The sequence below is a fragment of the Arthrobacter paludis genome (assembly GCF_056782315.1).
Genome location: NZ_JBXAEW010000021.1, coordinates 51,789 through 69,291, shown reverse-complemented (window position 1 = coordinate 69,291; position 17,503 = coordinate 51,789). Strand labels below are relative to the sequence as shown.

At 73.7% G+C, this 17,503-nt stretch carries 14 protein-coding genes and 1 riboswitch; of the genes, 6 read left to right on the top strand and 8 right to left on the bottom strand.

From position 1 onward, the window contains the following. Nucleotides 1–215 precede the first annotated feature (215 nt). On the top strand, nucleotides 216–1,739 hold the full coding sequence (istA, locus tag AC1Q5D_RS15990) for an IS21 family transposase (protein WP_481736794.1): 1,524 nt from the start codon (nucleotides 216–218) through the stop codon (nucleotides 1,737–1,739). Beyond that, entirely contained in the window at nucleotides 1,739–2,524 is a 786-nt protein-coding gene (gene istB / locus AC1Q5D_RS15985) for an IS21-like element helper ATPase IstB (protein WP_481736795.1), read from the top strand. The genes istA and istB overlap by 1 nt, the downstream gene beginning before the upstream one ends. Here the strand turns inward: istB and AC1Q5D_RS15980 are convergent. The 5 genes from AC1Q5D_RS15980 to AC1Q5D_RS15960 all read right to left on the bottom strand — a co-directional run bounded on the left by AC1Q5D_RS15980 (nucleotide 2,521) and on the right by AC1Q5D_RS15960 (nucleotide 7,680). After that, nucleotides 2,521–3,075, bottom strand: a complete 555-nt coding sequence (locus tag AC1Q5D_RS15980) for a hypothetical protein (RefSeq protein WP_481739450.1) — start codon at nucleotides 3,073–3,075, stop codon at nucleotides 2,521–2,523. The genes istB and AC1Q5D_RS15980 overlap by 4 nt on opposite strands. A 428-nt stretch (nucleotides 3,076–3,503) precedes the next feature. Further along, on the bottom strand, nucleotides 3,504–5,276 hold the full coding sequence (locus AC1Q5D_RS15975) for a thiamine pyrophosphate-binding protein (RefSeq protein WP_481739449.1): 1,773 nt from the start codon (nucleotides 5,274–5,276) through the stop codon (nucleotides 3,504–3,506). Further along, entirely contained in the window at nucleotides 5,273–6,283 is a 1,011-nt protein-coding gene (gene speB, locus AC1Q5D_RS15970; protein WP_481739448.1) for an agmatinase, read from the bottom strand. The genes AC1Q5D_RS15975 and speB overlap by 4 nt, the downstream gene beginning before the upstream one ends. 260 nt (nucleotides 6,284–6,543) lie before the next feature. After that, nucleotides 6,544–6,903, bottom strand: coding sequence for an SPW repeat protein (locus AC1Q5D_RS15965; RefSeq protein ID WP_481739447.1), 360 nt, complete (start codon nucleotides 6,901–6,903; stop codon nucleotides 6,544–6,546). Between the two features lie 201 nt (nucleotides 6,904–7,104). Then, on the bottom strand, nucleotides 7,105–7,680 hold the full coding sequence (locus AC1Q5D_RS15960; protein WP_481739446.1) for a cupin domain-containing protein: 576 nt from the start codon (nucleotides 7,678–7,680) through the stop codon (nucleotides 7,105–7,107). Nucleotides 7,681–7,875: 195 nt separating this feature from the next. Continuing rightward, nucleotides 7,876–7,987: riboswitch (SAM riboswitch) on the top strand. Nucleotides 7,988–7,997: 10 nt separating this feature from the next. Here AC1Q5D_RS15960 and AC1Q5D_RS15955 point away from each other — a divergent pair. Continuing rightward, the gene (locus AC1Q5D_RS15955) at nucleotides 7,998–8,276 is read left to right on the top strand and encodes a hypothetical protein (RefSeq protein ID WP_481739445.1); all 279 of its coding nucleotides are present in this window, start codon (nucleotides 7,998–8,000) and stop codon (nucleotides 8,274–8,276) included. Nucleotides 8,277–8,345: 69 nt separating this feature from the next. Next, on the top strand, nucleotides 8,346–9,461 hold the full coding sequence (locus AC1Q5D_RS15950; RefSeq protein ID WP_481739444.1) for a VIT1/CCC1 transporter family protein: 1,116 nt from the start codon (nucleotides 8,346–8,348) through the stop codon (nucleotides 9,459–9,461). Here AC1Q5D_RS15950 and AC1Q5D_RS15945 read toward each other — a convergent pair. After that, on the bottom strand, nucleotides 9,422–10,618 hold the full coding sequence (locus AC1Q5D_RS15945; protein WP_481739443.1) for an LOG family protein: 1,197 nt from the start codon (nucleotides 10,616–10,618) through the stop codon (nucleotides 9,422–9,424). The genes AC1Q5D_RS15950 and AC1Q5D_RS15945 overlap by 40 nt on opposite strands. A gap of 111 nt (nucleotides 10,619–10,729) precedes the next feature. Between AC1Q5D_RS15945 and AC1Q5D_RS15940 the strand changes: the two genes are divergently transcribed. Further along, a complete protein-coding gene (locus AC1Q5D_RS15940; RefSeq protein ID WP_481739442.1) occupies nucleotides 10,730–14,206 on the top strand; it encodes a DEAD/DEAH box helicase in 3,477 nt (1,158 codons plus the stop codon). A gap of 395 nt (nucleotides 14,207–14,601) precedes the next feature. Further along, nucleotides 14,602–14,922, top strand: coding sequence for a hypothetical protein (locus AC1Q5D_RS15935; protein ID WP_481739441.1), 321 nt, complete (start codon nucleotides 14,602–14,604; stop codon nucleotides 14,920–14,922). Here the strand turns inward: AC1Q5D_RS15935 and AC1Q5D_RS15930 are convergent. Then, entirely contained in the window at nucleotides 14,903–15,946 is a 1,044-nt protein-coding gene (locus tag AC1Q5D_RS15930; RefSeq protein ID WP_481739440.1) for an L-idonate 5-dehydrogenase, read from the bottom strand. The genes AC1Q5D_RS15935 and AC1Q5D_RS15930 overlap by 20 nt on opposite strands. A 22-nt stretch (nucleotides 15,947–15,968) precedes the next feature. Then, a complete protein-coding gene (locus AC1Q5D_RS15925; RefSeq protein ID WP_481739439.1) occupies nucleotides 15,969–17,378 on the bottom strand; it encodes an Nramp family divalent metal transporter in 1,410 nt (469 codons plus the stop codon). Nucleotides 17,379–17,503 lie beyond the last annotated feature (125 nt).

Below are 17,503 nucleotides of genomic sequence, written 5' to 3'. Positions count from 1 at the left end.
TGTTAGCGGCCATGGAAAACTGCCCGTAGGTGGCCAGGGAATTGCCCGCTGACGGCCACGGGGACTGCCCGCGTATGGCCACGGAAACTGCCCATTTGTGGCCGGCTGGTTTGCCCGCATTGCTCGTTAGCCCTGCCGTGTTCTGAGGACGGCGGGGGCCTCTTCCCGGTTGGATGTCGGTGTCGAATCGAATCCGCAGCAGGAAGAGGCCCTGAATGAAGGATGCCCTAGAAACCGTGAATATTCTTGCCACCTACGACCTCACCAGGTCCCTACGCAGCACCGCGGAGATCCACGGGTGCTCCCACCACACCGTCGACCGGCTCGTGAGGGCCCGCGATGCCGGCCGTGCCCCCGGCGCGGGTCCGGAACGGCCCAAGGTCACCGACGACTGGGACGCGAAGATCGAGGAATGGGTCGACAAGTCCCGGGGCCGGATCCGCGCCGACGTCGTGCACGACAAGCTCGTGTCGATGGGCTACGCCGGTTCGGAGCGCTCGACCCGCCGTGCCGTGGCGACCGCGAAGGACGCCTACCGCCGCGGGAGGCGGCGGGTGCACCGGCCCTGGATCACCGAGCCCGGCGGCTGGCTGCAGTACGACTTCGGCGACGGACCGGTCATCGGCGGGGTCAAGACGGTGCTGTTCGTGGCCTGGCTCGCATGGTCGCGGTACCGGATCGTGCTCGCGCTGCGCGACCGGACCGCCCCGAGCGTCTTCGCCGCCCTGGACCGCACCTTCAGGATCATCGGCGGGGCCCCGACGTACGTGCTGACGGACAACGAGAAGACGGTGACCACGATGCACGTGGCCGGGGTGCCGGTGCGCAACGAGGCGACCGTCGCGTTCGCGAAGCACTACTCGGTCGAGGTCCTCACCTGCCAGCCTGCCGACCCGGCGTCGAAGGGCGGGGTGGAGAACGCGGTCAAGGTCTCCAAGGCCGACCTCGTGCCCAAGGACACCAACCTGCGCGGCTCCTACGCCTCGTTCGCCGAGCTCGAGGCGGCCTGCCAGGCGTTCATGGACCTGGTGAACTCCCGCGAGCACCGCACCACCCGCCGCCGGCCCGTGGATATGCTCGCCGACGAGGCCCCCGCCCTGCACCGGGTCCCCGACGCCGCGCACACGATCGCCTACGGGACGGGCCGGAAGGTGCCGCCGAACACGCCGATGGTCTCCTACGAGAACGCCCAGTACTCCGTCCCGGCCCACCTGCTCGGCGCCGAGGTCTTCATCCGCCAACACGGCACCGGCGCCGACGCGAGGGTCGTGATCGTCCACGCCGGCCCCGACGGTGCCCTCGAGGTCGCCCGGCATCCGGTGGCCGCGCCCGGGTCCCCGGCGATCGACGACTCCCACTTCCCCGACCACGACCCGGCCAAGGTCCCTGGGGACCACACCCCGGTGCCGCGCTCGAAGGCCGAGGCCGAGTTCCTGGGCATCGGCGCGGGCGCGAGGTCCTGGCTGCTCGAGGCCGCCGCCGCGGGCGCGCACCGCATCAACGCCAAGATGGCCGAGGCCGTCGCCCTGGCCAAGATCGCCGGGACCAACGAGGTCGACAAGGCCCTCGGCCTCGCCGCGGTCCACCACCGCTTCGCCCACGGGGACCTAGCCTCCCTGCTCACCGCCGCCGGGCACCGGCCCGGGCTGCGCACCGCCGACGAGGGGACGTCCCTGACCCAGGGCACCGCCGGCTGGGCGGGCCTGGGCGCCACCACCTCCGGGAAGGAGCACCCCTGATGGGCATCGCCACCCCGAACACCACCGCCCCGGCCCTGCCCGAGGACCTCGCGGCGCTGATGCGCCAGCTGAAGATGCCCCACGCCCGCGCCGTCGCCCCCGAGGTGCTGGCCACCGCCCGCGCCCAGCGCTGGGAACCGGCCGAGACCGTCAAGGCCCTGCTGGCCGAGGAAACCGCGGGCCGGGCCCGCTCCATGCTCGCCACCCGGCGCAAGGCCGCCGGGTTCCCCACCGGCAAGACCTTCGCCCTCTGGGACGAGACAGCCTCCTCGATCCCGGCCCCGACCCAGCAGGCCCTGCGGACCCTGGAATGGATCCACCGCAAGGAGAACCTCGTCGTCTGCGGACCCTCCGGCACCGGCAAGACCTTCTTCCTCGAGGCCCTGGGCCAACAGGCCGTCGAGGAAGGCAAGCGGGTCGCCTGGTTCACCCTCGAGGACCTCGGCGCGCTCATCCGCGCCCACCGGGCCGACGACACCGTGACCAAGGCCGTGGCCCGGATCCTGCGCGCCGACCTCGTCGTGATCGACGACATCGGCCTGCTTGCAGTGGCCACCGACGCCGCCGAGGGCCTCTACCGGGTCGTGGACGCCGCCTACGAGAAACGCTCCGTGGCCGTGTCCTCGAACCTGCACCCCGCCGGCTTCGACGAGCTCATGCCCAAGACCCTGGCCACCGCCACCGTGGACCGGCTCCTCCACCACGCCCACGTCTGCCAAACCACCGGCGACTCCGTCCGACTCACCCAGGCCCTGGCCGGAAAGGGAGTCATGCCACTGACCTAGACACCACCAGTGGCCGGCACCAACCACCCGTCCCGCGGGCAAACCAGCCGGCCACCAGTGGGCACTTTCCCTGGCCACCAGCGGGCAGAACCGCTGGCCGCCCACGGGCAATTCCTACTGGCCGTTGACAGCCCGCCCACGACCGTCTGGTCGGACGGCGGCACGGCGAAGTTGTGCCGCGTCACCGGGATCGGGCCGGCCTCCGCGCCCCGCCGGCCGGGATGGGCCACGTGGATCGCGCGGTCGGCATCCCAAAGGTCCAGTCCCCAGAGCCTCGCCGCGGAACCGAAGCAATAGACGGGCCGCGTCCGGGCGGCCAGCGCATGGGCGTGGATCTCCACCACGGCCCTCTCCCACGGTGCCAGGGCGGACATCAGCACCGCGGGCACGTAGACCGAGCGCCTCAACCGCTCGACGCGGCGTCCTTCCACCTCCCGGCGGATGTCGCCGGGGCCCAGCCCCCGCCGTTCCAGGTCGTTCGTGGTCGCGAGGGCGTCGAGGGCCGTCTGGAGCGACGGGGAGCGGCGGATGCTGGGCGAAGACGAGGCCATGTCCGGCATTCTGGCCGCCCCGTCCCTGCCGTTCGGGCCGCTCCGCGACGATGTGGATGAGACACGACCGGAACCGCGCTGTGGAGGGACCGTCGCCGCGGAGCGCCGCCGGTGCCTGGGGCGGCCGGGAGCGTCCGCAGTCCCCGGCGACGACGCGGCCGCCTGGCCGCTCCCGCTCCACGTCGCCCCGGGGACGGTCCGCCACATCATGGTTTGGCGGAGATGTCACCCCTAGCAAACCCCGACATCGCAGCCGAAACCCCGATCTCGCGGACGAAAGGGCGACATTGCGCGGAGAGGGTGACTTCGCGGGGCCGGCCCGGTCGGAACGGCCGGGGTGCGTCAGTGCGTCAGCCGAGGCGCCCCAGCCGAGGCGCCCCAGCCGAGGCGCCCCAGCCGGGGTGCGTCAGTGCGTCGGCCGAGGCGCCTCAGTCGAGGTGCGTCGGCGCGAACATCCGCAGCAGCGTCTCGACGACCACGACGTTCGGCCCCTCCCCCGCGAACGCGTCCTCGAGCGCGCCGCGCACGCCGTCGGGCCCGACCCGCCGGGCGGGGACCCCGAACGACTCGGCCAGCGCCACGAAGTCCGGCCGCGCCAGCTCGGTCGCCGTCGCCTTGCCGAAGGTCTCGGTCATGTACTCGCGCAGGATCCCGTAGCCGCCGTCGTCGACGATCAGCCACGTCACGGGCACGTCGTGCTGGCGCGCCGTGGCCAGCTCCGCGATCGAGTACATGGCCGACCCGTCGCCGGAGACGGCGAGCACGCGCGCGCCGTTCCCGGTACGTCCCGTCGCCGCCAGACCCACGGCCCCGCCGATCGCGGAGGGGAAGCCGAACCCGAGGCCGCCGGCGCCCTGCGCGGAGTGGAACTGCCCGGACCGGGAGTCCCAGCAGGACCAGCCCCAGTAGGCGGCGATCGTCATGTCCCAGAACGTCTGCATCGCGTCCGGCACGGCGGCCCGGATGTCCGCCATGAACCGGCGCTCCAGCCCCAGGTCCTGGGCGTCGAGGCGCGCCCGGACCTTGGCCAGCGTGTCCGCGACGACCTCCTCGGGGTGCCGCCCGTGCCAGTCGCGCGCGGCGGGCCCCCCGCCCCGGGACAGGGCCTCGTCGAGGTACTCCAGCGCCGCCCGGGCGTCGGCCCGGATGCCGAGGGCCGGGACGTTGGATTCCAGCACGCGCGGCTCGGCGTCGATCTGGATCATCCGGCCGCGCGGGGCCAGCGTGAAGTAGTTGGACGTGACCTCGCCCAGCGAGGAGCCCACGACGATGAGCACGTCCGCGTCCTCGAGCACCTCGGTGGTGTGCCGGTCCTCGACCCATGACTGCAGGGAGAGCGGGTGCTCCCACGGGAAGGCGCCGTTGCCGCCGGGCGAGCAGATCACCGGGGCGGACAGCCGCTCGGCCACGCGCCTTAGCGAGTCCTCGGCCCCGGCCCGGCGCACGCCGCCCCCGGCGACGATGGCGGGCCTGCGGGCCCCGTCCAGCCAGCGGACGGCCTCGTCGATCAGTTCCGTGCGCGGCGGATGGTCGTAGGCCTCGGCGAGCGCGTCCTGCACGGGCGGGACCTGCGTCGGCGCCAGCAGCACGTCCTGCGGCACCTCGACCCAGACCGGTCCCTGCGGCACGGTGACCGCGTCGGCCCAGGCGTCCTGGATCGCGGACGGGATGCCGGAGGCGTGGTGGACGGTGCGCTGGGACTTGGTGACGTTGGCGGCGGAGGCCTTCTGGTCGTCGAGCTGGTGCAGCATCCCCTTGCGCCGGGCGCCGAGCCCGGAGAGCGGGATCTGGCTCGCCACGACGACCAGGGGCACGCCGGTCGCGTAGGCCTCCTGCAGCCCCGCGAGCGAGGTCAGCGCGCCCGGGCCGGTGGACAGGAACAGGACCCCGACCTCGCCCGTGGCGCGGCTGTAGCCGTCGGCGGCGAACGCCGAGTTGTTCTCGACGCGGGAGGAGACGAAGCGCAGGTCGGAGCGGGACAGGGCGTCGAAGAGCCCCAGCGCGTGCTGGCCGGGGATGCCGAAGACCGTGCGTGTGCCGAGCGCGGCCAGCGTCTCGACGACGAGGTCGCCGCCGTTGCGCTGGGCCGTGGCGGTGGACGACGGCGGCGCCGCCGCGGCGGACGACGACGGCGCAGCGGGCGCCCCGGGCTCCGCGGGCGCGGTCCGGGCGTCGGTGGTGGCGTCGCTCCGGCCGGTCATGCCCGGGCCTCCCCCGCCGCGGCGGTCCGGGCGGCGCGGTCCGCGCGCAGGTCCGCCATGAGGGTCACGAGGTCGTAGGCCACGTGCGAGGCGGCGACGCCGGTGAGCTCCGCGTGGTCGTACGCGGGCGCGACCTCGACGACGTCGGCGCCGACCAGGTTGAGTCCGCGCAGGCCGCGCAGGATCTCCAGCAGTTCGCGGCTGGTCATGCCGCCGGCCTCCGGCGTGCCCGTGCCGGGCGCGTGGGCCGGGTCGAGGACGTCGATGTCGACGGACACGTAGAGCGGCCGGGAGCCGATCCGGTCCCGCAGCTTCGCGACGACCTCGTCGACGCCCTGGCGGAAGACGTCCGAGCTGGTGACGATGCCGAAGCCGAAGCGCCGGTCGTCCTCGAGGTCGCGCTTGCCGTAGAGCGGCCCGCGCGTGCCGACGTGGCTGATCGCCTCCGTGTCGAGGATGCCCTCCTCGACGGCCCGGCGGAACGGGGTGCCGTGCGTGTATTCGGCGCCGAAGTAGGTGTCCCACGTATCCAGGTGGGCGTCGAAGTGGAGCAGCGCGACGGGTTCGCCGGCGCGCTCCGAGGCGGCGCGCAGCAGGGGCAGCGCGATGGTGTGGTCGCCGCCGAGCGTCAGCAGCGAGGCGCCGTCGGCCGTCAGGTCCAGTGCGTTGGCCTGGACGGTCTCGATGGCCTCGTGGATGTTGAAGGGGTTGACCGCCATGTCCCCGGCGTCGGCGACCTGGACGTTCTCGAACGGGCTGACGTCGAGGGCCGGGTTGTAGGGGCGCAGCAGCCGCGAGGACTCGCGGACGTGGTTCGCGCCGAAGCGCGCCCCCGGGCGGTAGGAGACTCCGGCGTCGAACGGGACGCCGACCACCTTGATGCCGGCCGAGTCGACCTGGTCGAGCCGGGGCAGCCGCGCGTACGTGGCCGCGCCGGCGAAGCGCGGGATGCGGGAGGAGTCGATGGGGCCCAGGTGCCCGTTGGCTTCGATGCGGATGTCTTCCATGGTTCTCCTTGCGGGGACCGACGGTCCGGCGGGGACGCGGTCCGAGCAGCGGAGTTGCGCGTCAGGAAACAACTGTTTTCAGTCAGAATCCTAGGTGTGATGGCGGTTACGCGTCAACCGCGGAGCGCCGCCGGTCTGGGCGAGCGCCGCCGAGCCCCCATCGCGCAAGCCCCCGCCCTCGCCACCAGTGGGGGGCATGACTCCGGCCGGCCCCCGCGGGAAGCCGGCCGGAAGGGGCGGCCACGCCGCCCGGGTGATTGCTAGGCCGTCCGGTGGTGGTGCTCCCGGTGCCCGGCGATGCTCGGCTTGAGGGCGAGCAGCGTGGCCACGAGCGCGACGACGCCCGTGCCCCAGGCGGTCCAGGCGGCGGCCATCACGTCGGAGAAGCCGCCCAGCCACGGCGAAATGGCGAGCACCAGGGCGATCACGGCCTGGGCCCATTCGATGCCCGGCATATCCACCGAGGCGAGGTTCGCCAGCCCCGCCACCACCAGCAGGACGCCCAGCGTCAACAGCAGGCCCATGGCCGCGCCGGTGACCTCGAGCCACAGCACCGACAGTGCGGCGAACAGCCCGCACGCGACGACGATCCAGTCCTGCCACCGCGTCCACTTCTTCATGTTCCGCAACTCCTTGAAGTGCCGCCGTTCGCGGCGGCCAGGCGGGCGGGGCGGCCTGCCCCACCATGGCATCAGGTTGGGGCCGCTCCGCCGGGGTGTCGATTGGCGTGGGGCACAGGATTCGGGCCGCCGCGCTGGGGTGCAGCACAGCGGCGACAGGCCAGGGCGGCGCAGCGGCGGGGACGGCGTCAGGCGGCGGGGTCAGCGCGCGGCGGCGGGGACCAGCGTCCACAAGACGACGGCGGGCTCGTCCGAAGGGTTCAACCACGTGTGCGGCTCGCGCCCCGGAAAGGTGACGGTGTCGCCGGCCGCGAGCTCGAACCGGTCCCCCGTGAGGACCAGGACGAACCGCCCCGAGACCACGTGCAGGACCTCGGCCTCGCAGTCGACGGAGTACATCTCCTCCTCGCCGGAGCCGTGGGGCTCGATCTCGGCGCGGATGACCTGGAGCCGGCGCTCCGAGCGGGCCGTCAGCAGCTGCTCGCGGATCCCGTGGCCCCCCAGGGACACGCGCGGCGCCTCGTCGAGCCGCACCACGTGCGTCTCCGGCTGTTCGAACAGTTCGCCGACGGACACGGAGAGCACCTGGCACAGCGTGACGAGGGAGGCGACCGATGGCGACGTCAGGTCGCGCTCCACCCGCGAGAGGAACCCCTTCGTGAGTCCGGTGGACGCGGCGAGCTGCTCGATCGTCATCCGCTGCGCCTGGCGGGCCGCGCGCAGGCGCGAACCGATCGCCACCGGCGTGTTGCTGGGCTCGACGGGCAGGGCCTTCATGCGGGGACAACCTTCGGTCTAGGGCGGCGGGCGGTTCCGGCGCTCGGATCAGCCTAAGCCAGGGGCGGGTGTCGTCCGCCTCACATTAACTCCCCTGCGCAACATTTGTTTACCCGGAAGCGCCGCGGCGGCGGCGTGAGGCGCGTCACGGAGGGGTTGGGTTCGGATCGCCTCCTCGCTACTGTGGAGGAAATGCTTCATGAGACGCGGCGCACAGCTCCGACTGGCCGCGCACCAACCCGGGTTCGAGTGGGTGGTTCGGATGACGAAGCGGCCCGCGGAACACCCCGCCGGGTAAGAACACAGAGAGGAACCCCGTGGCGAACACGGTCCCCGTCCTGCCCATCGTCGATTCCCTGCTCGGCACCGTGACCATCCGGCACGCCGGACGCTGGGTCCGGTTCATCGCCCCCTATCCCGGCGAGCTGGACCGGGCGCTGCGCAACGCGGCCCGCCGCCCCGACTTCGAGCCGGACTCGGGCGCCCTGACGGTGCGGGTGCCGAGCGCCGGACGCGCCGATGGCAACCCGCTGGTCTTTTTCCTCGAGCGCCTGCCCGAGCCCGCCCCCGCGCGGGAGCCGGTGGCCGCGAGCTAGCCCACAGGGGCCCGCCCGGCGGCACCGCCGTCGGTAGACTGGGGCTGACCGATCCGGAGGAACACCCCCATGGCCCCCGAGACGCGCACCGGCGCCTCAGACCCCACCCGCCAGGACATCCGCCGTTGGCGCCGCTACCTCGCGGACGAGCGCGCCGAGGGCGCGATCTACCGCGAGCTGGCCTCGCGCCGCGGCGGCGACGAGCGACTGATCCTGCTCGGCCTGGCGGACGCCGAGCGGCGTCACGAGCAGCACTGGCTCGACCTGCTCGGCGAGCACGCGGACCACCGGGCCCGGCCCTCCGCGCGCCGCACCCTGCTGCGGTTCCTGGCCCGTCACTTCGGCTCCGTGTTCGTCCTCGCCCTGGCCCAGCGCGCCGAGTCCGACTCCCCGTACGCCCAGGACAAGGACGCGACCCCGCGGATGTACGCGGACGAGCAGGTGCACGAGGAGGTGGTGCGCGGCCTGGCCGTGCGCGGCCGCGCCCGCATGTCCGGGAACTTCCGCGCCGCCGTGTTCGGGGCCAACGACGGGCTGGTCTCCAACCTGGCCCTCGTCATGGGTGTCGGGGCGGCCGGTCTGGCGCCCGGCATCATCCTGCTCACCGGCATCTCCGGGCTGCTCGCGGGCGCCCTGTCGATGGCCGCCGGCGAGTTCGTCTCCGTCCGCTCCCAGCGCGAGCTGCTCTCCGCGTCCCGGCCCACGCAGGTCACGCTCGAGGCGGCCCCGCACCTGGACCTGGACGCCAACGAACTCGTGCTCGTGTACAAGGCGCGCGGGATGTCCCAGGAGGACGCCGAGCACCGCGCGGCGGAGCGCCTCGGCTACTTCGAGTGCGACTGCAACCCCTCGTTCTCCCTCCAGCCGGAGAAGGAGGACGAGCAGTCGGACGACGAGCACGAGACCGTCGGCTCCGCGCTGGGCGCCTCCGCGGCGAGCTTCGGCTTCTTCGCCTCCGGCGCGCTCGTGCCGATCCTGCCCTACCTGCTCGGCCTGACGGGCCCCACGGCCGTCGTCGTCGCCGCCGTCCTGGTCGGGCTGGCCCTGCTGCTGACCGGCGGCGTCGTCGGACTGCTCTCCGGCGCCTCGCCGCTGAAGCGGGGGCTGCGCCAGCTCGCGATCGGCTACGGCGCGGCGGCCGTGACCTACGCGCTCGGGCTCGCGTTCGGCACCACCGCGCTCTGACCCGGACCGGGGCCGATCCGCTCCAGCGCCTCGTCGACGCCGTCCACGAGGTGGATCGAGTCGGCCATGTCCCGGCCCTCCGCGAGCGTGCGCAGCAGCGGCCAGGCCGGCAGCTCCTCCGTCCAGTACCGGCGCCCCACCAGGACCATCGGCGTCACGGTCTCCGCGGCCCCGTAGTAGTTCTCGCACGCGTCCTGGAAGACCTCCTGCACGGTGCCGGCCGCGCCGGGCAGGAACACGATCCCGCCCGTGGAGACGCGGAGCAACACGGCCTCGCGCAGGGCGTTCGCGAAGTACTTGGCGATGTGGGTCGCGAACATGTTCGGCGGCTCGTGGCCGTAGAACCACGTGGGAATGCCGAGGCTCGGCCCGCCGGCGCCGACGCGCCCCAGCACCGCGGCCGCGGCCCGGGCCCACTCCGTGACGGAGGGCGCGAACGACGGCGCCGCGGCGAGCAGGCCCAGCGCCTCGTCGAGCGCGCCGTCCCCGGCCGCGGACACGTACGCCCCGAGGTTCGCCGCCTCCATCGCGCCGGGCCCGCCGCCGGTGGCGACCGCGTGCCCGGCCCGGGCCAGGCCCAGTCCCAGGCGGGCCGCGTCCGCGTAGCCGCGCCTGCCCCGGCCCGCCGCGTGCCCGCCCATGACGCCGACGACGCGGTCCCCGGCGAGCGCCCCGCCGCCGCCGAGGGCGGCCGTCAGCGCCGAGCCGACGGCATGGTCGTGCAGCGTCGTCGCCAGGGCCGCGTCCACGGTCCGGGCCGCCGGCCGCCGCCGCGTCCAGGCGTAGACGCGGGCGTCGAGCGTCTCCTCGTAGGGCCGGGTGGCGATGTCCCCGTAGAGCTCGGCCGCCGAGTAGAGGCCGGAGCGGTAGGCGTCGAACGGGACGCCGGGCAGGGTCGGGAACACCAGGGCGCCCCGGGCACGCAGGGAGTCCTCCAGCCCGGGCGCCAGTTCGCAGCCCAGGAACACGGCCCCGGAGACGTCGAGCCGCTTGAGCACGGCCGCGCGTCCGGTGAGGTCCACCGACTGCACGTGCCAGCCGGCGATCCGTCCCGGGTGCCGGCGGCGGTCGAGCGCCGCCGCGGAGCGGGCGTCGAAGGCCTCGAGACTGTCCACGTCGAGTTCGCGGGGCATCGGGTCCAGGGCCGGCGTGCTCATGGGGACACCCTACGGCGCGGCTGTGCGCGCCGGGATGGCCCCCGGGCCGTGGCGTCCGCGCGCGCCGGCGCAGGATTCGCGGCCGGGGCGCGCCCGTGAAACGATAGGAGGATGCCCGAACTCGCGTTCCCGCTCGTTGATGCCCGTGAGATCCTCCGTGTCGTCGGCGGGGCCGCGTTCACCCGCGGCAAGGGGTACGCGAGCGGGGGGAACGTGCTCGAACCGCGGTGGGACGAGGCGTCCGGCCGGCTCTCCTCCCCCGTGGCCGGCACCGAGTCCGTCGCCTACCGCACGCGCGTGGACCTCGTGCAGAAGAAGGGCGCGTGGGCCATCGCCTCCACGCACTGCACCTGCCCCGTCGGTGCGGACTGCAAGCACGCGGCCGCGCTGCTCATCCGCTCGAACTCCCTGCACCTGCAGGCCCGCGACCAAATCATCGTGGACACCACCGCCACGCCGCCCGCGTGGGAGGAGAGCCTGCGCCCGCTGCTGGCGGCCGGCGCCGACGCGGCACCCGCCCCCGCCCGGCGGCCCGGCCGGGCCGCGGACCGGGACGCGCTGCAGGACATGGCGCTGCAGTTCGACCTGCAGGACACCACCGTGGCCGCCCACCGGCAGTGGGCGCCCGGCTCAGGGGTCGGCCACCAGAAGGCGGCGACCCGGCGCTTCCGCCTCGGCGTGCGCCCCATGGTCCGCTCCGCGGGCAACGGCCGCTGGGTGCGTGGGAACCTGCGCTGGAACACGATCAGCTTCAAGACGTACGGCCTGAACCTGGACGCGGAGCAGCACCGCTGGTTCTGCCAGTTCGTCCCGCTCTACCGCGCCAACGGGCAGCTGTACTTCGGCGAGGACAACGACTGGCTCTACCTGGACGAGTTCTCCTCGCCGCTTCTGTGGCCGCTGCTCGCCGAGGCCGGATCGCTCGGGATCGACCTCATCGGCACGGACCCGGCCACGCGGATCCAATTGGCCGCGCCGGCCGCCGTCGCGCTCGACGCGCACCGCGTCCCGGCCGCGGCGGGCGCCGGGGTGCCGGACGGCGACGCGGGCACCCCGGGGGCCGACGGCGGCGCCGGGTCCGGCCAGCCCGACGGCGGCGCCCCCGGCGACCTGGTCCTGCGCCCGGTGCTCGCCCTCGATGGCCGGCCGGTGGCGCTGGAGCCGGGGCTGCCGTGCGGGCCGATCGGCACGCACGGGGCGTACGTCGCGGAGCCGGACGGCTCGGCGGTCGTGCTGGCCCCGGCGGCGTCCGGGCGGTGGGACCCCGCGGAGCTGCAGGCGCTGCGCGAGCCGGCCACGGTGACCGTGCCGGCCGCCGACGTCGAGGGGTTCACGGCCCGGGTCCACCCGCGGCTGGGGCGGCGCATCGCCGTGACCAGCCTGGACGGGAGCGTCGACCTGCCGGAGATCCTGCCGCCCACCCTGGTCCTGGACGTCACGTACCCGGGCGGCGACGCCGTCGAGTTGGCGTGGCGCTTCGACTACGGGCCGGTCGAGCCGGACGCCGACACCCGCGACGCGGCCGCAGAGACGGCCCTGGAGCGGGCCGCCCTGGACGTGCTGCAGCGCTCCCCCGCCCTCGCCGCGGGCGTGCTGGCGCCGAAGTCGCTGCACGGGCTGGAGACCGTGGACTTCCTGCGGCGGGTCCTGCCCGCGCTGCGCGAGCTGGAGGACACCCGCGTCGTCGAGCACGGCACCCGCCCCGAGTACCGGGAGCTGACCGAATCGCCGGAGCTGACCGTCACGACCGTCGAGTCGGACAAGCGGGACTGGTTCGACCTGGGGCTGGTCGTCTCCGTCGGCGAACACCGCATCCCGTACGCGGACATCCTGCGGGCCCTCTCCCGCGGCCAGACCAAGATGCTCATGCCGGACCGCACCTGGTTCTCGCTGGAGCAGCCGCTCTTCGACAAGCTGCGCTCCCTCGTCGCGGAGGCGAGCCAGCTCTCCGACAAGCCCGGGGAGCTGCGGCTGACCCGCTACCAGGCGTCGCTGTGGGAGGAGCTGGACGCGCTCGCGACGCAGACCGAGGGGCCCGACTCCTGGTATTCCGGCGTCGGCTCGCTGCTCACGCTCGCCGAGGCCGAGCCCGCGCCGCTGCCGGCGGGGCTCAACGCTCAGCTGCGTCCCTACCAGCGCGAGGGGTTCACGTGGCTGGCCCGCCTGTGGCGGCAGGGGCTCGGCGGCGTTCTGGCGGACGACATGGGCCTGGGCAAGACCGTCCAGGCGCTCGCCCTGGTCCTGCACGCCCACGAGCAATGGGCGGCCCAGCCGGCGGACCAGGAGGCCGCCGGCGCGGCGGCCCCGGGCACGGAGGGGGCGCCGCCGTCGTCCCCGCTGGAGCCGGGCCCGTTCCTGGTGGTCGCGCCGACCTCCGTCGTCGGCAACTGGGTGGAGGAGGCCGCGAAGTTCGCCCCCTCCCTGCGCGTGACCGCCGTGACCGACACGCAGGGCCGGGCCAGCCGGACGCTGGCGCAGACGGCGGCCGACCACGACATCGTCGTCACCTCGTACACCCTGTTCCGGCTCGACCAGGAGGCCTACACGGCCCAGGCGTGGGCGGGGCTGGTGCTCGACGAGGCGCAGTTCGTGAAGAACAAGGCGACCAAGGCCCACCACGCCGCGCGGGACCTCGACGCCCGGTTCAAGCTCGCGATCACCGGCACGCCGATGGAGAACAACCTCATGGAGCTGTGGTCGATCTTCGCCATCGTCTCCCCCGGCCTGTTCCCCTCCGCGGTGCGCTTCGGCGAGCACTACGCCCGCCCCATCGAGAAGCAGGGCCTGCCCGAGCCGCTGTCCCGGCTGCGCCGCCGCGTGCGCCCGTTCATGCTGCGCCGCACCAAGGACGCCGTCGTCACCGACCTGCCGCCCAAGCAGGAGCAGGTCCTGCACGTGGAGCTGGCGCCCCGGCACCGCAAGGTCTACGACACGCACCTGCAGCGGGAGCGGCAGAAGATCCTGCGCCTGGTCGAGGACATGGACAAGAACCGGTTCACGATCTTCCAGTCGCTGACGCTGCTGCGGATGCTCTCCCTCGACGCGTCCCTGGTGGACCCGGAGCAGTACGAGGGGGTGCCCAGCGCCAAGCTGGACCTGCTGTTCGAGCAGCTGGAGGACATCCTGGCGGAGGGGCACCGGGTGCTGGTGTTCAGCCAGTTCACGTCGTTCCTCAAGAAGGCCGCCGCCCGCCTGCAGGCCGAGAAGGTCCCCTACGCCTACCTGGACGGCTCCACCCGGAAGCGCTCCGACGTCATCGAGTCGTTCAAGGCCGGCGACGCGCCGGTGTTCCTGATCTCGCTCAAGGCCGGCGGTTTCGGCCTGAACCTCACGGAGGCCGACTACTGCTTCCTGCTGGACCCGTGGTGGAACCCCGCCGCGGAGTCCCAGGCCGTGGACCGGGCGCACCGGATCGGGCAGACGCGCAACGTCATGGTGTACCGGATGGTCGCCCAGGACACGATCGAGGAGAAGGTCGTCGCGCTGCAGGACGCCAAGCGGCAGCTGATCTCCTCCGTCATGGACGAGGGCGAGGGCTTCGGGGCCGCGCTGACGGCGGACGACATCCGGTCGCTGCTCGCGGACTGACGCGCGGGCGCCGGGCCGGGGTCAGGGCGGCGGACGCGCCGGGCCGGGGCGGGGCCGCAGACTCCTGCAAACGGCGCAGGCGGTTAAAACGGCCTGCGCCGTTCACATCTGCCTGCGCTGTGTTCGGCGGGCTTCGCCGTAGGCGCCGTGCGCGGCTCGCTGCGCCGTACGCGGCGGGCGTTCCGGCCGCCATTCCCAACCGACGGGGGCGGCCGCTAGGCTGATTGCGCTTCACGAGACATGGCCCGGCCGCATGGCCGGCGGCTCCGACCGGCCATGCACCAACCCGAGAGTGCGGGCGCCCCAGCGCGTCCCGGATTGTTCGCCGGGTGGTTCGGATGACGAAGCGGCCCGCGGCAGCCGCGGCGGGCAACGACAATCCGAAAGGACACGCCATGCAGGCCCCGCACCCCACCCGGCTTCCCAGCCCCCACCTCCAGGTCCCCGAGCAGGCCGGGGAGCCCCGGTTCCGCGGCGACTGGATCGACGCCCGCCTGGTCCTGGGCCGGGGCACGGTCCGCGTTCTCGCGGGCGGGCTCGACCGGACCCTGGTCCCCGACGACTTCCGGGCCCTCGCGGCGTCCGTGCCGGAGGGCGGCCGGGCCCGCGTCCAGTTCAACCCGGACCTCGGCCGCCTGCTCGTGCCGGGCGGGCACGCGCGCGGCGGGCGGTCGTTCTTCCGGCTCGCTCCCGCGGTCAGCCGAGGCGGAGCATGACCTTCGACGAGCCGGTCGACCGGTCGGCGGCGAGCTCGAAGCCGCGGACGGCGTCGTCGAGCCCCACCTCGTGGGTGATGAGCGGTGCGACGTCGACGCCGGAGGCCATGAGCCCGAGCGCGTCGGTGATCTCGTCCACGAAGCGGTAGGACCCCCGGTAGTCGATCTCCCGCGTGACCAGGTTCCCCAGGGCGGCGGAGACCTCCCCCGCCGGAAGGTTGCCGACCTGGACCAGCACGCCGCCGCGGCGCACGGCGCCGATGACTCCCCCGAGCGCCCGCGGCGCGCCGGAGGCCTCGATCGCGACGTCGACGTCCCGCGGGAGGGCCTCGCCCCGCCCGGGGTTGGCGGTCTCGTCGGCGCCCATCCGGCCGGCGATGTCGAGCGCGGCGTCGGAGAGGTCGGCCGCGGCCACGTGGGCGGCGCCGCGCGCCTTGGCCGCGGCGACGGCCAGCGCCCCGATCGGACCGCAGCCGTTGACGAGCACCCTGCGGCCGGCGACGTTGCCGGCCCGCGCCACGGCGTGGAGGGCGACGCCGAACGGCTCGGCGACGGCGGCCTGGCGCGTGGAGACGCCGTCGGGCACGGCGCGCAGCTGCCCGGGCCGGACGGCGCGGTAGCCGCTGAAGGCGCCCTGCTCGTGCGGCTCGAAGGCCGCGGAGCCGAAGTAGCGCACCTCGGGCCAAAGGTTGGTCCGCCCCGCCGTCTCGGCGGGCACGTCGTGCTCTCCGACGAGCGTCGCCGGGTGGACGGTCACCGGCGTGCCGACGGCGATGCCCCGGACGGCCAGCTCCTGCGCGGCCGCCTCCCCGACGGCGGCGACGCGTCCCGCCACCTCGTGGCCCAGGACCAGCGGCGCCCGGAGGACGGCGGTGCCGGAGGCCCCGCCCTTCCAGTACGCGATGTCGGAGCCGCAGATCCCGCCCCACTCCATGGCGACCAGGACCTGGTCCGGGCCGCAGACCGGGTCCGGGACCTCCTCGACCCGCAGGTCGCCCTTGCCGTGCACGACGACAGCCTTCATGCCGCTTCTCCCTTTCCCGCCGCTACAGCGTGTTGACCAGGCCCATGACGCCGACGAAGAAGATCGCGGCCGCGGAGACGACGAGCATGGCGGTGAACGCCTTGCCGTCCCTGACCCGCGGGTCGGTCTGCCGGCGGGACAGGTAGACCGTCGCGGCCGCGACGCCCATGAGGAAGACGGCGTTGAGGATGCCCGCGAGGACGACGAGGGCCAGGGGCGAGGAGACCAGCGTGCCGAACACGCCCCAGGTGATGGGCAGGACGATCATGATCACCCGCATCCACCGGTCGCGCTGCTGCTGGTTGTTCCAGTCGAACGCGCCGAACACGGCCAGCGTGTTCCCGACTTGGCGGCCGAGGCTGGGGACATTGGCGATGATCGTCTTGAACAGCGCGACGCCGGCGCCCGCGAGGAACAGGGCGGCGCCCCACTGGCCGACGGCGGTGGAGAAGATGCTCGAGATCGTGGTCATGACCTCGTCGCCCTTCGGGACGATCCCCTGCGGGTGCAGGACCGCGGCGCCGAGCATGTAGAACGCCGCGGTGGAGACCGTGTAGATGACCCAGGAGACCCAGGCGTCGAGCTTCATGACCGAGATCCAGCCCCGGGCGCGCCGGGCCCAGGACTCGGAGCCGTCGTTGGGGCCGGACCAGGCTGCGTAGCCCTTCTCGACGCACCAGTACGTGTAGGCGGTGATCTCGCCGGCCCCGACGCCGGTCATGCCGAACATGGACAGGGCGATGCCCATGGCGCCGAGCGCCACCTGGAAGCGCATGCCGTCCGCGAGGTCGGCCGCGGACCAGGAGAAGTCGGTGCCCTGGATGACGAAGACCATGGCGACGGCGAAGACCGTCACGAGCAGGACCAGGACGGTCGAGAGGCGCTCGACGACGGCGTAGCGGTTCGTGACGTGCACGGCGATCGCGACGGCCACTAGGATGCCCACCCAGCCGGCGATGGACACGAACGAGTACGGGTCGGCGCCGCCGAGGGGCAGCAGCGAGGAGAACGCGAAGGCGGACGCGGTGATCACGCCGGCCTGCCCGGTGAGGAACTGCACGAACATCAGCAGGACGAGCCACGCCATCCACCCGCGCTTGGCGATCTTCGGCGGGACCTCGTTGTAGCCGGTGACGGCGACCTTGCCCGTGGAGATGGACCAGCGGCCGAGCTCGATCTGCACCCACACCTTGATGAACGTGGAGACGAGCACCAGCCACAGGAGCATGAAGCCGATTTCCGCGCCCAGCGTGGTGGCCGTCAGCAGCTCGCCGGAGCCGACGACGGCGGCGGAGGTGATCATGCCCGGGCCGAGGAACCGCAGGCGGCCCCTCAGGGTCGTGGGCGGCTCCTGGATGTCCCTCGGGTCGAGGGCGTACGGGTCGGCCGGCTCCCGGACCTCGGGGGCCGGGGCAACATCGCGGGTGGACATGGGGACTCCTTTGTCGGTGGGACGGCGCCGCGCGCCGGGTGCCGGTTCCGGCCGGCCCCGGCGCGGGGGGGGGGGGGGGGGGGGGGGGTCATGGACCACAAAAAACAAAAAAAGCACCCCCCCCC